Source organism: Bradyrhizobium iriomotense, from assembly GCF_030160715.1.
GTDB classification, from domain to species: domain Bacteria; phylum Pseudomonadota; class Alphaproteobacteria; order Rhizobiales; family Xanthobacteraceae; genus Bradyrhizobium; species Bradyrhizobium iriomotense.
In genome coordinates, this window is the sequence record NZ_BSOW01000002.1 from 215,940 (window position 1) to 235,332 (window position 19,393).

The following is a 19,393-nucleotide window of genomic DNA, read 5'->3' on the forward strand; positions in this document are numbered from 1 at the left end:
TCAAACAACAACCTAAAGCGCGATGACGATTCATCCCAATCTCATCGCGCTTTAGGCCGGGACGACACCGAAAATGTTGAAACGCCGTCGCGCCTCACAGTGCACCGAGTGTGCTCCACCTTCACTCCAAAAACTCCTCGCAGCCGAGGTCGTCGACGGCGAGCAGCACGCGCTGGAGGTTATTCCACCAGATCACCGGCGGGATGTTGACGCTCCATTGCCAGACCGGCGTGGTGATGTGCCAGAGCACCGACCGGCGATAATCGCGATGGAGCGCATCGCGGCTGTAGCCGGTCACGCCATACTCGATCAGCGTGTCGTAATAGCTGTCCAGAAGCGGCCGTTCGAGCACCTGCCGAGTCTCGGGATACCATTGCAACGCCATCATATAAGCGAGATCGCTGGTGGGCACATTGATACGCCACTGGTCGAAGTCGAAGATACGCACGGTGTCGCTGACGGCGGCGCGCGGCAGCAGAAAATTCCAGGTATGGGCATCGCCGTGGATGATGGTGACGTCACGCCGCGCATGATAGCGCTGGAACAGCCGATCCCACTGCTCCAGGAAGCGGCGGAAGAGATCGCGGCGTTCGGCGCTGAGGCGGTCGCCCAGCAGATTGGCAAACCGCGCATAGTGCCCGGAGAACACCTCCAGCAGCTTGCTCGTCTCATCGACGCTCATCCAGACGCCGACAGCCTCGCCGAGGCGAGTGTCGTCCCACCACGCAGCATGCAGCCGCGCCAGCGCACGGATGATCGAGAGCGATTGTTCGGCTGACGGCGGCAGCGGCCAGGCGCTCGCTATCTCGTGGCTGTCGGAGAGATCCTCGAGCAGCAGATGCCAGGCGAGACTTTCCTCGTCGAAATTCCCGCCGAAACAGCGCGGCACGAGCTGCGCCGGCATCGCGGGCGCAAGCCTGGTATAGAACGCCACCTCGCGCCGGCCCGCATTCGGCACATTCTTGCCAAACTCCGCATGGGCCGTCTTGAGGATCAGGGACTGCGGCGCGCCGTTGGATTCGCCGACATAGCGCAGGCCGAGGCGCGTGATGTGCGACAGGATCGTGTCGCGCGACGACAGCACCGTGACCTCGCGCACCGCACCGCGGTCCAGCGCGCCGGCCTTGCGCAGCGCAGCGGTGAGATTTTCGGCCTCGACGACCGCCGGCAGTTGTGGAGTTGTCATGAAGCGCGCTCCGGATGCGCGGCCATACTGCCCCATCACCCCCGGAAGCGCCAGCCGCGCCGATCCGCCTTATGGAAAGACGGACGCTCGGGCCTCACACGTCGAAGAACACCGTCTCCTCGTCGCCCTGGACCCGCAGGTCGAGGCGATAGACCGGCTTGGCGGCCTCGCGCCTGGCGATCAGCGTCGCGCGGCGGTCGGCGGGCACCAGCGCCAACACGGGATCGGAGGCGAGGCCCGCATCATCGCTGAAATAGATGCGCGTATAGAGATGCCTGAGCATGCCGCGCGCGAACACCGCGACCAGGAGATGCGGCGCCTGCGGCTTGCCGTCGGGATCCGGCACCACGCCCGGCTTGATGGTGTCGAAGGAATAGTTGCCGTCCTTGTCGGTGCCGCAGCGGGCAAAGCCGCGGAAGCTGGCGTTCGGCAGCGCGCGCTTGTCCTGCGGATCGGCAAAACGGCCCTGCGCATCCGCCTGCCAGATCTCCAGCATGCAGTCCGGTATTGCGACGCCGTCGCCGTCGAACACCTTACCTTCGATGCGCAGGCGCTCGCCGGTGACGTCGGGCGTCAGCGTCGAGTTGGTGAAGGCATCGTTCCACTCATACTCGCCGTTCGGCGTCAGGCCGTATTTGAAGAACGGGCCGACGGTCTGCGATGGCGTGATCCCGTTGGGCTTCACAGAATCCTGCACTTAAGTGTTCTCCATTGGCGTGGCGTTCTTGCCGCGCAGCACGATGTCAAAGCGATAACACAGCGCCCACTCAGGCTGGGTGTTATCGAGATCGAAGGACGAGACCATCCGCATCCGCGCCTTCTCGTCCGGCACCGAATTGAAGATCGGATCGAACGCAAACAGCGGATCGCCCGGGAAATACATCTGCGTCACCAGGCGCGTGACGAAGGAATGGCCGAACACCGAGAGGTGGATGTGCGCGGGCCGCCAGGCATTGTGATGATTGCCCCAGGGGTAAGCGCCGGGCTTGATGGTGACGAAGCGGTAGTAGCCTGCCGCATCGCTCTGGGTGCGGCCGGCGCCGGTGAAGTTCGGATCGAGCGGCGCGGGATGCTGGTCGCGCACATGCACGTAGCGGCCGCAGGCATTGGCCTGCCAGATCTCGACCAGCGAATTGGGCACGCCGCGGCCGTCCTCGTCGAACACATGGCCATGCACGATGATTCGCTCGCCGAGCGGCTCGCCCTTGTGCTGAAGGGTGAGATCGTTGTCGCCCTCGCGCACGGTCTCATGGCCATAGACCGGGCCGGTCAGCTCCGACAGCGTGTGACGCATCGGGATCAGGGGCTTGTGGGGCGCGCGCTTGATCGAGCTCTTGTAGTCGGGCGACAGCGGCAGCGGATGCGCCTTGTTGCTGTCGACGGGATAGATGAATGTCATGGCCAAACTCCTGACGACTTTTGGCGAACTCCTCCCCGGCCATTCTGGTCCGGCAGGTCAACGTTTCCGCCAATCATTATAGTATATAACTAATTGGGGAAAGCGGGTTTAGCGGTCCTCCTACGCCCGGCACCTGGCATATGAGCGCACTACTTGATCGGTGGACGCGGCAGCACGGCCTCGCCGGCCTCGAGCCGGTAGGTATGGTCGAGCGAATACCAGGGCATCGCAACCTCGCGCGCGGTCGGATGCGGCGAATCATGGCGCAGGAACTTGCCGATCAGCGCCTGCGTCACGCCGAACTGCACGTCGCTGTCGATGTGCGGATCGGCGGGGTCGTAGACCTGCGAGATCAGCACCTTGAATCGGGGCTTGAAGATCAGGGCATGCAGATGCGCGGGACGATAGGGGTGCCGGTCCTGCGCCTTGAGGAGACGGCCGACCACGCCGTTGGTCGGGATGGGATAGCCAACCATCATCACCGAGCGGAAGGAGAAACGTCCGTCCTGATCGGTCGTGAACTTGCCGCGCAGGTTCATGTCCGCCTGCTCGGGATCCTGGTTCTCATAGAGACCGACCGGCGAAGCGTGCCAGACATCGACCTCCGCGCCGGCGACGGGACGGCCGTCCCTGTCCACGACGCGGGCGCTGACGAACAGCGGCGCACCCGGCGTCTCGGAGCGGACGATCGATCCGCCATTCTCGACCCGCGGCGAGTTCAAGCGCCAGAACGGTCCGAGCAGCGACTGGTCGGTTTCCGTATTGCCCTGGTCGCCATTGTTCAGCAGGCACACCAGCGGCGAGACGCCGAGCGAGCCGGCCATCAGCACGACTTCATTATGCGTGTCGGTGGTCAGCTTGCCGAGCTCGGCCACGATCGCCGTGGCGTCGCGGAATTCCGCCTCGGTCAGGCGGACATCGCGGACGAAGGCATGCAAATGCTTGACCAGAGAGGCCATGATCTGGCGAAGCCGCGGATCGGATGTCCGCTCCATCACCGCCAGTGCCGCAGCCGTGACGTCCTGCTCACGCTCGATAATCATGGGATGATCCCCTGAAGGCCCTCTCCCCGCAAGCGGGGAGAGGGAGAGGAGCTTAGTTCAGCTTCTCGATCGCGACCGCGACGCCCTGGCCGACGCCGACGCACATGGTGGCGAGCGCGAGCTTGCCGCCGCGCTTCTCCATGCCGTGCACGGCAGTGAGCGCAAGGCGCGCGCCGCTCATGCCGAGGGGATGGCCGAGCGCAATCGCACCGCCATGCGGATTGACGAAATCGGCGTCGTCGGCGACGCCGAGCTGACGCATGCAGGCGATGCCCTGGGACGCGAAGGCTTCGTTCAGCTCGATCAGGTCGAAATCGCTGATCTTCTTGCCCAGCCGCTCCATCAGCTTGCGGGTCGCGGGCACCGGTCCAATGCCCATGATGCGCGGCGGCACGCCGGCCGAGGCGAGGCCGAGGATGCGAGCGCGGGGCGTGAGACCATGCTTCTTCACGGCGGCTTCGGACGCAAGGATCATCGCGGCCGCGCCATCATTGACGCCGGAGGCGTTACCGGCGGTCACCGTGCCGGGATTGCGCACGATCGGCTTCAGTTTTGCGAGGCCTTCGAGCGTAGTCTCGGGGCGCGGATGCTCGTCCTTGTCGATCGTGATGGGGCCGGCCTTGCCGCCGGGAATGGTGATCGGCGTGATCTCCTCGGCGAAATAGCCGGCCGCGATCGCAGCGCCCGCGCGCTGCTGCGAGCGGATCGCGAAAGCGTCCTGATCGGCGCGCGAGACCTGGAATTCCTCGGCGACGTTCTCGCCGGTCTCCGGCATCGCATCGACGCCGTATTGCGCCTTCAGCAGCGGATTGATGAAGCGCCAGCCGATGGTGGTGTCAAAGATTTCCGCGGAGCGCGAGAAGGCTTCCTGGGCCTTACCCATCACGAAAGGCGCGCGCGTCATGGATTCGACTCCGCCCGCGATCGCGAATTCGATCTCGCCCGAGCGGATCGCGCGGCCAGCCGCGCCGACGGCATCGAGGCCGGAGGCGCAGAGGCGGTTCAGGGTCTGGCCGGGAACCGAATCCGGCAGACCTGCGAGCAGCAGCGCCATGCGCGCGACGTTGCGGTTGTCCTCGCCGGCCTGGTTGGCGCAGCCGAAGAACACCTCGTCCACCTGCGACCAGTCCAGCTTGGGGTGCTTGGCCATCAGCGCCTTGATCGGGGCGGCGGCGAGATCGTCGGCGCGCACCTTGGCGAGCGAGCCGCCGAAACGGCCGATCGGGGTCCGGACGGCATCGCAGATAAACACATCACGCATCGTTGTTCTCCCTGAGTGCCGCGGTTCGGCCAAAATTCTTCAATGTCGGCGGAGTTTTAGGAGGGCGCCCGCGGCAGGTCAATTGACGGTTTCGCAGGCCGCGCGTGGCCTGGCGCATGAGTCGCTCGCCATGAAACCCCGGCCGTCATTCCGGGGCGCCCGAAGGGCGAGCCCGGAATCCATAACCACGAGCAGGGGTTATGGATTCCGGGCCTGCGCCTGTCGGCGCATCCCCACTGCGCAATCGCGCAATGGGGAATGACAACGGAAAATGGGGCAGCCGTTTGCGCAATACGGACAACGTGGAAAACCCGCCTTGCCCGGCTAAAGCGATAGGACCGCAGGGCGAAATTTTGTAGGTTGCGCCGCTCATGACGATGCAACAGCCGATCCCAGCGCCAGCACCTGACCCCGCGCCGCAGGCGGAAGCCGCCGCGCGCGTCACGCCGATGATGGAACAGTATCTGGAGATCAAGGCGGCGCATCCGGGCCTGCTGCTGTTCTACCGGATGGGCGATTTCTACGAATTGTTCTTCGAGGACGCCGAGATCGCCTCCAACACGCTCGGCATCGTCTTGACCAAGCGCGGCAAGCATCAGGGCGCGGATATCCCGATGTGCGGCGTGCCGGTCGAGCGCTCCGAGGATTATCTGCATCGCCTGATCAGCGCCGGCCACCGGGTCGCGGTGTGCGAGCAGACCGAGGATCCCGCCGCTGCGAAGGCGCGCGGCAACAAGAGCGTCGTGCGCCGCGGCGTGGTGCGGCTGGTCACGCCGGGCACGCTGACCGAGGACACGCTGCTCGATGCGCGAGCCAACAATTATCTGCTGGCGATCGCACGTGCGCGCTCCTCTTCCGGCGGCGACCGCTTTGGCCTCGCCTGGATCGACATCTCGACCGCCGAATTCATGGTGACGGAATGCACAGGCGGCGAGCTTGCCGCGACGCTCGCACGCATCAACCCGAACGAGGCGATCGTCACCGACGCGCTCTATAATGACAGCGAGCTTGGACAAATCTTGCGCGAGCTGCCGGCGGTGACGCCGCTGACGCGCGACGTCTTCGACGGCGCCACGGCCGAGAAACGTCTCTGCGATTACTTTGCCGTCGCAACCATGGACGGGCTGGCGCAGCTCACGCGCCTCGAAGCCACGGCCGCGGCCGCGGCCGTCACCTATGTCGACCGCACCCAGGTCGGCAAGCATCCGCCGCTGTCGCCGCCCGCGCGCGAGGCCTCGGGCGCGACCATGGCGATCGACCCGGCCACCCGCGCCAATCTCGAGCTGACGCGGACGCTCGCCGGCGAACGCCGCGGCTCGCTGCTGGACGCCATCGACTGCACCGTCACCTCGGCAGGCTCGCGCCTGCTGGCGCAACGCCTCGCCGCGCCTTTGACCGACGCGCCGGGAATCGCGCGGCGGCTCGATGCCGTCAGCACGTTCGTCGCGGATTCCGCCGCGCGCGAGGACATCCGCAGCATCCTGCGCGGGGCGCCCGACATGTCGCGGGCGCTGGCGCGACTCTCAGTTGGCCGCGGCGGACCGCGCGATCTCGCCGGAATCCGCGACGGCATTTTGGCCGCCGACCAGGCGCTGGCGCGGCTCAATGAAATCGATCAACCGCCGCAGGAGATCGCCGCGGTGATGGCGGCCTTGCAGCGACCGTCACGCGAGCTCGCGGCGGAGTTTGCAACTGCGCTCGCCGAGCAACTGCCGCTGATCAAGCGCGACGGCGGCTTCGTCCGCGAAGGCTATGAGCCGGCGCTCGACGAGGCGCGAAACCTGCGCGACGCCTCGCGCCTGGTGGTCGCCTCGATGCAGGCGCGCTACGCCGACGATACCGGCGTGAAGGGCCTGAAGATCCGGCACAACAACGTGCTCGGCTATTTCGTCGAGGTGACCGCGCAGCATGGCGACAAGCTGATGTCGGCGCCGCTGAACGCGACCTTCATCCACCGCCAGACACTGGCGGGGCAGGTGCGCTTCACGACGTCCGAGCTCGGCGAGATCGAAGCCAAGATCGCCAACGCCGGTGACCGCGCGCTGGGGCTCGAGCTCGAAATCTTCGAGCGGCTCTGCGCCAAGGCGCTCGATATCAGCGAGGATCTGCGTGCCGCCGCGCACGGCTTCGCGCTGCTCGATGTCGCCACGTCGCTGGCAAAGCTCGCGATCGACGAGAACTATGTGCGGCCCGAGGTCGATGGGTCTCTGGGATTTGCGATCGAGGCCGGCCGCCATCCGGTGGTCGAGCAGGCCTTGAAGCGCAATGGCGAGCCGTTCATTGCCAACGCCTGCGACCTGTCGCCGGCGCCCACCCAAAAATCCGGGCAGCTCTGGCTGCTCACCGGTCCCAACATGGCCGGTAAGTCGACCTTCCTGCGCCAGAACGCGCTGATTGCGCTGATGGCGCAGATCGGCAGCTTCGTGCCGGCCTCGCGCGCGCGGATCGGCATCGTCGACCGGCTGTTCTCGCGCGTTGGCGCTGCCGACGATCTCGCCCGCGGCCGCTCCACCTTCATGGTGGAGATGGTCGAGACGGCGGCGATCCTGAACCAGGCCGGCGAACGCTCGCTCGTCATCCTCGACGAGATCGGGCGGGGAACTGCGACCTTCGACGGCCTCTCGATCGCCTGGGCGGCGATCGAGCATCTGCACGAAAGCAATCGCTGCCGCACATTGTTCGCCACGCACTATCACGAGCTCACCGCGCTCTCGGCAAAACTGCCGCGGATGTTCAACGCCACGGTGCGGGTCAAGGAGTGGCAGGGCAACGTCGTGTTCCTGCACGAGGTGCTGCCTGGCTCGGCCGACCGCTCCTACGGCATCCAGGTGGCGAAGCTCGCCGGCCTGCCGCCGGCCGTGATCACGCGCGCCAAATCCGTGCTGGCGAAACTGGAAGCGCAGGACCGCGGCCAGACCGCGCGCGCGCTGGTCGACGATCTGCCGCTGTTCGCCGTGCCCTCGCGCGCCGCAGCCGAAGCCGCGCCGCCGAGCGAGACCGAGCTGCTGATGGAAGCGGTAAAGGCGCTGCATCCCGACGAGATGACGCCACGCGAGGCGCTGGATGCGCTTTATGCGCTGAAGGCGAAGTTGCCGAAGCAGTGAGGCTTCCTAGCCCGAATGAGCGAAGCGAGATCCGGGGAGGCATCGACCCGCATATCGCTGCGCTCATGCGGGCTACGCACTGTGGATGCAGTGAAGCCGAGCGTCCCGCTACACCCGCGCCGCAATCGCCGCCGCCTCCGCCGCGGCGCGCTGCATGCTGGTCGACATCTCGTTGGTGACCGTGCTCTGCTCCTCGATGGCGGCGGCGGTCGAGGTCACGTATTCGCTGACATTGTTGATCGCCTGCTTGATCGAACCGAGCGCGCTGACGACGTCGCCGGAGATGCCGTTGAAGCTGCCGATTTCCTGACCGATCTTGTCGGTGGCCTGCTTGGCCTGGTTGGCGAGGCTCTTCACCTCGGAGGCAACCACCGCAAAGCCGCGGCCGGCCTCGCCCGCGCGCGCGGATTCGATGGTGGCATTGAGCGCGAGCAGGTTGATCTGGCCGGTGATGCTGTTGATCATCTCGACGATGCCGCTCATCGCCTGCGCGGCTTCGGTCAGGCGCTGGGCCTGCGCGTCGGCGGAGGCGACCTGCTCCACCGCGCCGAGTGCAGTCTCGCGGGATTTGGTCATCGCTTCCGAAATCTCCCGCACCGAGGCGTTGAGCTCCTCGGAGCCGGCGGCAACCGATTCCATCATGCCGCGGACGCGCTCATTGCCCATGCGGACCAGCACCTGCTTGGTGGTGTCTGTCGCATATTTCACGACCTTGAACGGTTTGCCGTTGAGATCGAGGATCGGGTTGTAGGAGGCCTGGATGTAGACCTCCTTGCCGCCTTTGCCGATACGCTTGTATTCGGCCGCCTGGTACTGGCCGCGGTTGAGCGCGGCCCAGAAATCGCGATAAGCCGCGCCTTCGCGCTCCGACGGGTCGACGAACATGCTGTGATGCCTGCCCTTGACCTCGGAAAGCCCGTACCCGAGGGCCGCAAGGAAATTGTGGTTGGCGGTGATGATCGTGCCGTCCATGCTGAACTCGATCACCGCCTGCGCCTTGTCGATCGCCGCGATCTGGCCGGCGAGATCGGCGGTTTTCAGCTTCTCCGCGGTGACCTCGGTTGCGAATTTGACGACCTTGAACGGCCTGCCCTTGTCATCCACAACCGGGTTGTAGGATGCCAGAATCCAGACTTCCCTGCCGCCCTTGCCGATGCGCTTGTATTCGGCTGCCTGGTACTCACCACGGTTGAGAGCGGCCCAGAATTCACGATAGGCGGGGCTGTCGCGCTCGGCCGAAGGCACGAACATGCTGTGGTGCTTGCCCTGGATTTCCACGAGCGAATAGCCCAGCGCCTTCAGGAATTTTTCGTTGGCGGTAAGCACCGTGCCGTCGAGGTTGAACTCGATGACCGCCTGGGCTCGGCTGATCGCCGCAGCCTGGGCCGCGTAGTTGCTGTTCTGGAGACGCACCGAGGCATCTGCCCACTCGACGACAATTCCGGCACGACGTCCGTCGGCGTGCTTCAAGGGCGTCGCCGCCAGATCGAAGATCCACCGGCCGATCCTGATCGTGGCGCGGTGCCGCGACTGGAGGCTCTCGAGCATTCGACGCTGATGGCTTGGGTTCTTGTGGAATACGTCGATGTTGGCGCCGATCAAGCCGGTGAGGTTGAATTGCGGCAGCTCCTTCCTGAGATCCGATTCGGCACTTCTCAGAAACTCGATCATCGCCTCGTTCATGTAGACGATGTTGAAACGCTCGTCCGCGACCATTACGTTTGCGCTGATCGCCTTGGCGGCCAGCAAGGCGAGTGCGTCATGGTTATGTTTCCGACCAAACATCAAAATTCCTCCGGAATAAGTCATAGATGTGTGTTGGGCGCGCACATGCGTACGCGCCTTGGTCATGAGCACTTTGAGCTTTCGGCTGACCGATCGCTAATACTGGTTAGGTGAACTGCGCGGAGTCCGCTTACTCGGACATGGACCCTTGATGCCGATCTCCGATCAACCCGGAGAGGACCTCCGACGGGTACATTTACTGACAAGCCCCAAAGATTAAATTAACAATGGGATCGAGAACGCGTAGCCAAACACCGAAGAACTACGCAGCTGATCACCGCGAAATTTCCGTCCACGTTGCTTACACTTCAGTGCGCAGCTTTCCTGCGTCCGCTCCACCACAGCGTCAGATTCCATGTCACGCAGGTTGCTAGCGCTAGCATGAGACCAACCGCCGATCCAAATTGCACGACCGCCACGTGCATCATCGCGATCGCCATGCCGAATCCGAGCAGACCCCAGGCGGAGTTGGCGAGCACGGCGGCGGTCGGCGGGCCGCCGATGCGCGGGTGCAGGATCACCATCATGCTGGTGAAGACGATCGGATAGAGCGCGATGATGCCGCTGATGCGCGGCCCGACCCAGCCTGAGGTCGACACCACGATGGCAACGAGAGTAGCGACCAGCGCCGCGCGAAACGGAATGTCATACCAGCGGCGCGTCACCAGCGGCATCTTCACATGGCGGTAGCGCGCAAGCAGCGGAATGCAGATGCCGAACGCGACCAGGTTGACGGCAAGGCCTGCGGTCAGCGACCAATCGAACTGGCGGATGATCGAAGCAAGCGCGATCCAGACCGCGACTGCCGCACCGCAACTGACGATCAGGTTGTGCCGCTGCGCCAGCACGACATAGGTGAGCCCGAGAAAGATCGTCGCGGCGTTGACGGGAAGGCTCGCCAGAGCACCCTGCGCGATGAAGGCGGCATCGTGATCGAGCGCGAGAAAGACGTAAGAGGGCCCCGCGGAAATCGGCAGCGTCGCAACCAGCGCCCCGATCACCGGACCCGAACGCTCGGTGATAATCGACGCGGTCACGACGAACGCCGCAGCGACCGCCATGCGCAGAATGAGGAAGAGGAGGAAGTGGAGTTCGGGGGGCATCCAATCCGTCGTCCCGGCGCAGGCCGGGACCCATAACCACGACTATTCGTTGGGAGCGAAAGTCGTCAGGCAGTAGTGCTTCAATCGATGGGACACGGCGTATGGGTCCCGGCTTTCGCCGGGACGACACCTACATCCGCTGCATCGACACCGAAACCTTCGGGCCGTTCTTGATGGTCTGGTAGACCACGCAATAGCGCTCCGTGAGCTTCAGCAGCAGATCGAGCTTGTCCTGCGGGGCGTCGGTGTCGACCTCGAAGCGCAGGCGGATCTCGGCGAAGCCGACTGGGGTCTCCTTGTCGACGCCGAGCGTGCCGCGGAAATCGAGATCGCCCTCGGCATAGACGTTGCCGGTCTTCAAGGGAACATCGATCGCGGTCGCGACCGATTTCAGCGTGACGCCGGCGCAGGCTACCAGCGCCTCGAGCAGCATGTCGCCGGAGCAGAGCTCGAGCCCGGAGCCGCCGGTCGCCGGATGCAGGCCCGCCACCGCGAGCGCGCGGCCGGTCTCGACCTTGCACGCGATGCCGTCGCTGTCGGTCGAACCCTTGGCCTTCAACGTGATCAGCGCAGCTTTCGGATCGGTCTTGTAGCGTTCCTTGATCGGGGCCTGCATCTGGCGGAGCTGTGCGGCGTCCATTGTGTTTTCTCCCGGGACGAAATCCGCCTGCCGATGTACCGGCTTGAGCCCCGATTGTCACCACCACATCGCCTGGCCGGGACCCTGGGTTGCGTCACGGTCAGGCACGTTGCGATCGAGCGAGCGGTCGAGCGAGGTCAGGACGTTGCGCTTGAAACTGTCGAACAGCGGCGAGTTGCGGTCACGCGGGCGTGCGAGATTGATCTCGATCTGATCGAACAGCCGGCCCGGCCGCGGCCGCATCACCAGCACGCGATCGGCCAGCACCACAGCCTCGTCGACGTCATGGGTCACCAGGATCAGCGTCGGGCGCGTATCGGCCCAGAGGTCGAGCAGATGATCCTGGAGATCCCTTCGGGTGAAGGCATCGAGCGCCGAAAACGGCTCGTCGAGCAAGAGCACTTCGGGCTGCGGCACCAGGGCACGCGCGATCGCGACGCGCTGCGCCTGCCCGCCCGAAAGCTCGCGCGGCCAGGCATCGGCCTTGTCGGCGAGTCCGACGCGCTCCAGCGCACGCGCGACCTTGCCGCGACGCTCGGCTGCGGGAAGATCCGCAAGGCCGAAGCCGATATTGTCGGCGACGCTGAGCCAGGGCAGCAGCCGAGGCTCCTGGAAGATGATGCCGATCTTGGCATGCGGCGACGATATCGCCTCATCATCGAGCGTCACCGTGCCCGAGCTGGCGCGATCGAGGCCGGCGATCGCGCGCAGCAGTGTGGACTTGCCGCAGCCGGAACCGCCGATGATGGCGACGATCTCGCCCTGCTTGATCGCGGCCGAGAAGCGCGCCAGCGCCTCGACGCCATTCGGATAGGTCTTGCTCACCCGTTCGAGCGCCAGCATCACGCCCCTCCCCGCTCGCGCCCGAAGGCATCCTGCCAGCGCAGCAGCGGCACTGTGGCGATCTCGATCAGCCAGTCGGTGAGCTTGCCCAGAATGGCGAAGATGACGATCGCGGCGACGATCTGCGCGGGCTTGCCGAGCTGCTGGCCATCGATCAGGAGATAGCCGAGGCCTTCGGAGGCGCCCATGAATTCGGCGGCAACGACGAACATCCAGCCAAGGCCAAGCCCGACACGCAGCGACACGACGTAGGCCGGGAGCACGGCGGGCAGCAAAATGCGGCGGATCATGGCCGGGCCGGACAGGCGGAAGATGCGGCCGACCTCGACGATCTTGCGATCGACCGAAAGAATCGCGCCCATCACGCCAAGATAGACCGGAAAGAACACGCCGACCGCGATCAGCGCGATCTTGGAGGTCTCGAAGATGCCGAGCCAGAGGATGAACAGCGGCACCCAGGCAATCGACGGAATCGCGCGCAAGGCCTGAATGGTCGGATCGAGCAGCCGGCGCGCCAGCGACCAGTAGCCGGCGATGGCCCCGAGCAGCGTGCCCGCGACGACGCCGAGCACGAAGCCGAGACCGACGCGATAGAGCGTTGCAGCGATGTGCCGTGTGAGTTCCCCCGATCGCGCAAGCTCCACGATGGTCGCGAAGACTCGCGAGGGCGGTGGCACCAACCGGCCGTTGGACCAGCCGAGCCAGACCGCGAGCTCCCAGCCAAGCGCGAGCGTCAGCGGCAGCGCGAGCCCGAGCAGCGGCCGCGCATAGCGGGACAAGCGCGAGGGAGCGCGCGACACAGGAGCATCCGCTTGTTCTGAGGATCGTCGCAGGACTGGCGCGTCAGAGATCATGGCCATAGCAAGCGCGTCTCGTGCGGGAATGCAAGGGCGAGAAACGTCCCCAGTCGTCATCCCGGGCTCGCTTCGCGCCCCGGGACGACGGCGGAGTTTGTTGCGCCGACGCGCCTCTTCCAATCTCAATTCGTCGGCAGCGGGACTTGATCGTCGATCAGGGCATCGAGCGTGGCCTTGACGTCGACCTTGGCGTCGACGACGCCGGCCTGCTGGAGCGCGAGGCCGGCGGCGAGGATCGACTCGCGCTGCGGGGCGCCGATGCGGCTGTGGGTCAGCTCGGTGCGCTCCTTGAGCTGCTTGTCGACCACGGCATCGGGCAGCTTCGTCACCGAAATGAAGGTCTTCTTGAGGTCGTCGTAATTCGCCAGCGAATATTTTCGCGCGTCCTCGTACACGGCGAGCACGCGGCGGACGATGTCCGGATAGTCCTTCAAGAACTGCTCGCGCACATTGAGGATGCCCCAGGTGTTGGCGTCGGCTTTGCGATAGAACAGCTTTGCGCCCTCCTCGACCTCGGCCTGCGCCATCATCGGATCGAGGCCCGCCCAGGCGTCGACGTCGCCGCGGATCAACGCGGTCTTGCCGTCGGCATGCTGGAGCAGCACCGGCGTGATGTCCTTCTCGGAGAGGCCGGCCCCGAGCAGCGCGCGCACCAGGAAGATGTGCGGATCGGTGCCGCGCGTCACCGCGACGCGCTTGCCCTTGAGATCGGCCACGTCAGCGATCTTGGAGTCCTTGGTCGTGACCAGCGCCGTCCATTCGGGTCGCGAATAGACGTAGATCGACTTGATCGGGTTGCCGTTGATCCTGGCGACCAACGCCGCCGAGCCCGCGGTCGAACCGAAATCGATCGAGCCGGCATTGAGGAATTCGAGCGCCTTGTTGGAGCCGGCCGACTGCACCCAGGTGATGCTGATGCCGTCCTTGGCGAATTCCTTCTCCAAAAGCCCCTTCTGCTTCAGGACCAGCGACACCGGATTGTAGGTCGCCCAGTCGATGCGAAGCTCCTTCAGTGGCTCGGCTGCGCGGCCCGCGCCAGGGGTCAGCGCGAGCGCCACAGCGCCCGCCAGCAGAATGCGTCGTGAAAATCTGGTCATGCCCGGCCTCCTATGAAAATTCATTGTTTTTCAATGAGTTATGCCTAGAGGTCAACGAGAAAATCCCTGTCTTGAAACCGCGCCGGCCGAGAACAAGTTTGCCGACAGCCAGCCTTTCCAAGCATGGAACGACTATTGCGAGCGAATGGCGGGTGACAGCGCCTGTCACCTCTTATATCCGGTGAAGCATGGACAGTGTCGCGACCCAGCACAAGCAGGAGATGGATGATCGCTTCGACAGCGCGCGGGTTACCGCCGCAGTCGATGCGCTTGCCACAAAGCATGAGGGGCGCGAGGACGCGTTCCGCACGGCGATGGCGCAACTGCTCAAGACCGAGCTGATCGCGGCGCGCGCGGAAGCACAGAAGATCCTGCTGAAAGACCGCCACGGCCGGCGCTGCGCCGAGCGGCTGTGCCATGTGCAGGACGAGATCATCCGCATCCTCTATTCGGCCGCGACCCGCCATCTCTACCGCTCGCCGATCCCGACCGGCGCCGAGCGCATGGCTGTCGTGGCGACCGGCGGTTATGGCCGCGGCCTGATGGCGCCGGAATCCGACATCGATCTCTTGTTCATCCTGCCCTACAAGCAGACCGCCTGGGGCGAGCAGGTTGCCGAAGCCATCCTCTATTGCCTCTGGGACATGGGCCTGAAGGTCGGTCATGCCACGCGCTCGGTTGATGAATCGATCCGGCAGGCGCGCGGCGACATGACCATCCGCACCGCGATTCTGGAGACGCGCTTCCTGACCGGCGACCAGCCGCTGTATGACGAGTTGGTTGCGCGGTTCGACAAGGAAGTGGTGCAGGGCACGGCATCCGAATTCGTCACCGCAAAGCTCGCCGAGCGCGAGGAGCGGCATCGCCGCGGCGGCCAGTCGCGTTATCTGGTCGAGCCCAACGTCAAGGACGGCAAGGGCGGCTTGCGCGACCTGCACACGCTGTTCTGGATCGCCAAATACGTCTATCGCGTGCGCGACACCGACGAGCTCGCCGAGCGCGGCGTGTTCGACGCGCAGGAGTACCGCACCTTCCGCCGCTGCGCCGACTTCCTCTGGTCGGTGCGCTGCAATCTGCATTTCTACTGCGGCCGCGCCGAGGAGCGTCTCTCCTTCGACCTCCAGCGCGAGATCGCGGTCCGCCTCGGCTATACCTCGCATCCCGGCATGCAGGACGTCGAGCGCTTCATGAAGCACTACTTCCTGGTCGCCAAGGAAGTCGGCAATCTCACCGCCATCCTGTGCGCGAAGCTGGAAGACCAGCAGGCCAAGCCCGCGCCGGTGCTGAGCCGAATGATGGCGCGCCTGCGGCCGAGCAGCGTGAAGCGGCGCGTGCCTGACAGCGACGACTTCATCGTCGACAACAACCGCATCAACCTGGCCGCACCCGACGTATTCAAGCACGACCCGGTCAATCTGATCCGCATCTTCCGCCTGGCGCAGAAGAACAACCTCGCCTTCCATCCCGACGCGATGCGCACGGTGACGCGCTCGCTCAACCTGATCAACGCGCAGCTCCGCGAGAATCCCGAAGCCAACCGGCTGTTCATGGAGATTTTGACCTCCAACGACGCCGAGACCGTGCTGCGGCGGATGAACGAGACCGGCGTGCTCGGTCATTTCATCCGCGCCTTCGGCAAGATCGTCTCGATGATGCAGTTCAACATGTATCATCACTACACCGTCGACGAGCACCTGATCCGCTGCATCGGCTTCCTCCAGGACATCGAGCGCGGCGGCATCGAGGAGTTCACGCTCGCCAGCGACCTGATGCGCAAGACGAGGCCCGAGCACCGGCCGGTGATCTATATCGCCACGCTCCTGCACGACATCGCCAAGGGCCGGCCCGAGGATCACTCCATCGCCGGCGCCAAGGTGGCGCGACGGCTCTGCCCGCGGCTCGGCTTCAGCCCGGCCGATACCGAGCTCGTGGCCTGGCTGATCGAGGAGCATCTGACCATGTCGACGGTCGCTCAGTCGCGCGACCTCTCCGACCGCAAGACGATCGAGAATTTTGCCGCCGTGGTGCAATCGGTCGAGCAGATGAAGCTGCTCACGATCCTGACCACCGCCGACATCCGCGGCGTCGGCCCCGGCGTATGGAACGGCTGGAAGGCGCAGCTCTTGCGCTCGCTCTATTACGAGACCGAGCCGGTGCTGACCGGCGGCTTCTCCGAAGTCGATCGGGGAAAGCGCCTTGCCGCAGCACAGGCCGAATTCCGCATCGCTTTCGCCGAATGGCCGAAGGAGGAGCTGGATGCCTATATCGGCCGGCACTATCCGGCCTACTGGCTCAAGGTCGAGCTGCCGCGCAAGATGCGCCACGCCCGCTTCGTGCGCGCGAGCGAGCAGGCAAACCACAAGCTCGCGATCAATGTCGGCTTCGACGAGGTGCGTGGCGTCACCGAGCTCACGATCTTCGCCGCCGACCATCCCTGGCTGCTGTCGATCATCGCGGGTGCCTGCGCCTCGGCCGGCGCCAACATCGTCGACGCCCAGATCTACACCACGACCGACGGCCGCGCGCTCGACACCATCTCGATCTCGCGCGAATACGACCGCGACGAAGACGAGGGCCGCCGCGCGACCCGCATCGGCGAGATGATCGAGGACGTGCTGGAAGGCAAGCTGCGGCTGCCCGAGGTGGTGGCGCGGCGCACCGTGCGCAGCAAGGCGCGGCCCTTCGTGATCGAGCCGGAAGTGATCATCAACAACCAGTGGTCCGACCGCTACACCGTGATCGAGGTTTCCGGCCTCGATCGCCCCGGCCTGCTCTACGAGTTGACCACCGCGATCTCAAAGCTGAACCTCAACATCGCCTCCGCGCATGTTGCGACCTTCGGCGAGCGAGCGCGCGACGTGTTCTACGTCACCGATCTCCTCGGCGCCCAGATCAACGCCCCGACGCGGCAGGCGGCGATCAAGAGCGCCTTGACGCATGTGATGGCGGGCGAGAAGACGGTTCAGCCGGCGGCGTGAGGCGCGCCGGAAGTCGCGCGCTACTTTCTCCACGCGTCATTCCGGGCTCGCCGCTGGCGCGGCGCCCCGGAATGACGAGTAGTGTAGGTCGCACGACCTTCGCTAAACCTCCACTCCCTCATGCCTGAGCAGCCAGCGCTTGCGCTCCAATCCGCCGCCGTATTTCACCAGCGAGCCGTTTGCGCCGATCAGGCGGTGACAGGGCAGCACCACGCTAATCGGATTGGAGCCGTTGGCATGGCCGACGGCGCGCACCGCCTTGGGCATGTCGAGCTTTGCCGCCAATGCGCCGTAGCTCTGCGTCGTGCCTATGGGAATCGTTGCGAGGGCCGTCCAGACCTTGCGTTGGAATGGCGTGCCGGCGACACGCCACTTGATGGTCGTGAGCCGGCCAAGATCGCCCTCGAAATAGCCAGATAGCGCCGACCGCATCTCGGCCGGCGCGCGCTGCGCGCGCAAATCGACCGCGCCATATTGCAGATGCAACAGCTCGCGCATGCGGCGCTCGTAGTCCTCCCAATCGAGCGCGCGCAGCGCACCATCGGTGTCGGTGACAAGCAAGGCGGTCCCGATCGGCGTCGTCAGGCGATCGAGGCCGAATGCTTCCGGGTTCTGCGTCGGCTTCACCATGGTTATCTCTGCCAAAAGCGGACCAGTGCACATTGTCGCGGCACCCCCGCAAACGCCACCCGAAAGCTGACCCGCCTTGCGCCCCGGCAGGGCTTCCTTCACAATTACCGACAGCGATGGCGGCCGCTCAAAACGAGCGGAAACAGACCATCGGCAGATAATTCCGTCAGGAGGAAGATTACCACATGAGCTATCGGTTATCCCATCTGGCCGCTACAGCGGCTTTCGCCCTCGCGCTCGCGGCTTCCCCCGCGCTCGCCCAGAAGAAATACGACACCGGCGCCACCGACACCGAGATCAAGATCGGCCAGACCGTGCCGTTCTCGGGCCCCTATTCCGTCTATGCCAATATCGGCAAGACCCAGGCCGCCTACTTCAAGATGATCAACGATCAGGGCGGCATCAACGGCCGCAAGATCAACCTGATCCAGTATGACGACGCCTACTCGCCGCCGAAGACGGTCGAGCAGGTGCGCAAGCTCGTCGAAGGCGACGAGGTGCTGTTCACGTTCCAGCTCATCGGCACCGCGGCAAATGCCGCCGTCCAGAAATATCTCAACGGCAAGAAAGTGCCGCAACTGCTCGCCTCTACCGGCGCCGCGCGCTTCAATGATCCGAAGAACTATCCCTGGACCATCGCCTATAATCCCAACTACGTGTCCGAGGGACGCATCTACGCAAAATACATTCTCGACAATTACCCCAACGCGAAGGTCGGAGTGCTCTTCCAAAACGACGACATGGGCCGGGACTATCTCGCCGGCCTGAAGAGCGGCCTCGGCGACAAGGCCGCCAGCATGATCGTCGGCGAGGTGTCCTACGAGGTCACCGATCCCACGGTCGATTCGCAGGTGGTCAAGCTGAAGTCGATGGGCGTTGAGGTCTTCTTTGATGCCTCGACACCGAAATTTGCGGCACAGGCGATCAAGAAGCTCGCCGACCTCGGCTGGACGCCGGTGCACATTCTCGACATCAATGCGAGCCCGATCTCGGCGACGCTGAAGCCTGCGGGCCTCGACATCTCCAAGGGCATCATCTCGACCCAATATGGCAAGGAGCCCGGCGATCCGCAGTGGAAGGACGATCCCGGCGTGAAGGCCTTCTTTGCCTTCATGGACAAGTATTTCCCGGAAGGCGACAAGCTCAACACCGTCAACACCTATGCCTATTCGGTGGCCGAGTTGCTGACGCAAGTGCTAAAGCAGTGCGGCGACGACCTGACGCGTGAGAACATCATGAAGCAGGTCGCCAACATCAAGGACTTCACCCCGAGCTTCGCGCTGCCCGGCATCAAGATCAACACCGGACCGAACGACTTCCGCGTCAACAAGCAGATGCAGATGATGAAGTTCAACGGCGAACGCTGGGAGCTGTTCGGACCGATCATGGAAGACACCGGACCGTCGGGTTAGGCTTCACAACCATTCAAGACGACAATCGGCGGCCGCAGGGCCGCCGATCTGCTTT

Annotated in this window: 15 protein-coding genes; 3 read left to right on the plus strand and 12 right to left on the minus strand. The window is 64.7% G+C overall.

Annotated features, from left to right (window positions below; genetic code table 11):
• Positions 1 to 121: 121 nt before the first annotated feature.
• The 5 genes from QQL28_RS03325 to pcaF form a co-directional block, all read right to left on the minus strand.
• A complete protein-coding gene (locus tag QQL28_RS03325) occupies positions 122 to 1,186 on the minus strand; it encodes a phosphotransferase (protein WP_284261023.1) in 1,065 nt (354 codons plus the stop codon).
• Between the two features lie 94 nt (positions 1,187 to 1,280).
• Complete coding sequence (pcaG, locus tag QQL28_RS03330) at positions 1,281 to 1,883, minus strand: protocatechuate 3,4-dioxygenase subunit alpha (RefSeq protein ID WP_284261026.1); 603 nt, start codon at positions 1,881 to 1,883, stop codon at positions 1,281 to 1,283.
• Positions 1,884 to 2,585 (minus strand): protocatechuate 3,4-dioxygenase subunit beta, encoded by a 702-nt coding sequence (pcaH, locus tag QQL28_RS03335; protein ID WP_284261029.1) that lies wholly within the window; start codon positions 2,583 to 2,585, stop codon positions 1,884 to 1,886. It lies immediately after the preceding gene.
• A gap of 149 nt (positions 2,586 to 2,734) precedes the next feature.
• Positions 2,735 to 3,628, minus strand: a complete 894-nt coding sequence (locus QQL28_RS03340) for a dioxygenase family protein (RefSeq protein ID WP_284261031.1) — start codon at positions 3,626 to 3,628, stop codon at positions 2,735 to 2,737.
• A 52-nt stretch (positions 3,629 to 3,680) separates the two neighbouring features.
• On the minus strand, positions 3,681 to 4,889 hold the full coding sequence (gene pcaF, locus QQL28_RS03345; protein WP_284261035.1) for a 3-oxoadipyl-CoA thiolase: 1,209 nt from the start codon (positions 4,887 to 4,889) through the stop codon (positions 3,681 to 3,683).
• 371 nt (positions 4,890 to 5,260) lie between these two features.
• On the opposite strand from pcaF, the gene mutS reads away from it, so the two are divergent.
• Complete coding sequence (gene mutS, locus QQL28_RS03350) at positions 5,261 to 7,993, plus strand: DNA mismatch repair protein MutS (protein WP_284261038.1); 2,733 nt, start codon at positions 5,261 to 5,263, stop codon at positions 7,991 to 7,993.
• Between the two features lie 108 nt (positions 7,994 to 8,101).
• Here the strand turns inward: mutS and QQL28_RS03355 are convergent, their stop codons facing one another.
• The 6 genes from QQL28_RS03355 to QQL28_RS03380 all read right to left on the minus strand — a co-directional run bounded on the left by QQL28_RS03355 (position 8,102) and on the right by QQL28_RS03380 (position 14,318).
• Positions 8,102 to 9,778, minus strand: coding sequence for a methyl-accepting chemotaxis protein (locus QQL28_RS03355; protein WP_284261040.1), 1,677 nt, complete (start codon positions 9,776 to 9,778; stop codon positions 8,102 to 8,104).
• A gap of 308 nt (positions 9,779 to 10,086) precedes the next feature.
• Entirely contained in the window at positions 10,087 to 10,881 is a 795-nt protein-coding gene (locus QQL28_RS03360; RefSeq protein ID WP_284261042.1) for a hypothetical protein, read from the minus strand.
• Positions 10,882 to 11,011: 130 nt separating this feature from the next.
• A complete protein-coding gene (locus QQL28_RS03365) occupies positions 11,012 to 11,521 on the minus strand; it encodes an OsmC family protein (RefSeq protein WP_284261045.1) in 510 nt (169 codons plus the stop codon).
• Positions 11,522 to 11,578: 57 nt separating this feature from the next.
• Positions 11,579 to 12,364, minus strand: coding sequence for an ABC transporter ATP-binding protein (locus QQL28_RS03370; RefSeq protein ID WP_284261048.1), 786 nt, complete (start codon positions 12,362 to 12,364; stop codon positions 11,579 to 11,581).
• Entirely contained in the window at positions 12,364 to 13,218 is an 855-nt protein-coding gene (locus tag QQL28_RS03375; RefSeq protein ID WP_284261551.1) for an ABC transporter permease, read from the minus strand. The genes QQL28_RS03370 and QQL28_RS03375 overlap by 1 nt, the downstream gene beginning before the upstream one ends.
• A gap of 125 nt (positions 13,219 to 13,343) precedes the next feature.
• Positions 13,344 to 14,318: an aliphatic sulfonate ABC transporter substrate-binding protein gene (locus QQL28_RS03380; RefSeq protein WP_284261050.1), complete on the minus strand. Its 975-nt coding sequence runs from the start codon at positions 14,316 to 14,318 to the stop codon at positions 13,344 to 13,346.
• 188 nt (positions 14,319 to 14,506) lie between these two features.
• Between QQL28_RS03380 and QQL28_RS03385 the strand changes: the two genes are divergently transcribed.
• Entirely contained in the window at positions 14,507 to 17,296 is a 2,790-nt protein-coding gene (locus tag QQL28_RS03385; RefSeq protein WP_284261052.1) for a [protein-PII] uridylyltransferase, read from the plus strand.
• A 102-nt stretch (positions 17,297 to 17,398) separates the two neighbouring features.
• Here the strand turns inward: QQL28_RS03385 and QQL28_RS03390 are convergent, their stop codons facing one another.
• Positions 17,399 to 17,926, minus strand: a complete 528-nt coding sequence (locus QQL28_RS03390; protein WP_284261054.1) for a methylated-DNA--[protein]-cysteine S-methyltransferase — start codon at positions 17,924 to 17,926, stop codon at positions 17,399 to 17,401.
• Between the two features lie 185 nt (positions 17,927 to 18,111).
• On the opposite strand from QQL28_RS03390, the gene QQL28_RS03395 reads away from it, so the two are divergent.
• Positions 18,112 to 19,338 carry an ABC transporter substrate-binding protein gene (locus tag QQL28_RS03395; protein WP_284261056.1) on the plus strand — a complete coding sequence of 409 codons (1,227 nt, stop codon included), beginning with the start codon at positions 18,112 to 18,114 and terminating at the stop codon, positions 19,336 to 19,338.
• Positions 19,339 to 19,393 lie beyond the last annotated feature (55 nt).